This window comes from Chryseobacterium sp. BGARF1, assembly GCF_001677955.1.
Lineage (GTDB): Bacteria > Bacteroidota > Bacteroidia > Flavobacteriales > Weeksellaceae > Chryseobacterium.
Window position 1 is genome coordinate 1 of sequence record NZ_LELA01000069.1, and the last position, 256, is coordinate 256.

Below are 256 nucleotides of genomic sequence, written 5' to 3' on the forward strand. Positions count from 1 at the left end.
TTTTACCTCATGATTTTCCAAAATGGCAATTGGTTTATTACTATTATTCAAAATGGTCAAATCTGGAGGTTTTCGATTTATTATTGTCAAAATTGAGGGAAAAAGTACGACAAAACAGAGGTCAAAAAGCCGAGGCAAGTTTGGGAATTATGGACAGTCAGAGCGTTCGCTGGGGAAATAACCGTTCGCTCAATGGTTATGATGGAGGTAAAAAAGTAAAAGGCATCAAGCGACACGTTGTGGTAGATAAAAATGG

Annotated in this window: 1 protein-coding gene; it reads left to right on the forward strand. The window is 37.5% G+C overall.

The genetic code is table 11. From position 1 onward, the window contains the following. On the forward strand, window positions 1-256 hold a 256-nt coding region (locus AB671_RS22010; protein ID WP_157444217.1), incomplete at both ends, for a transposase.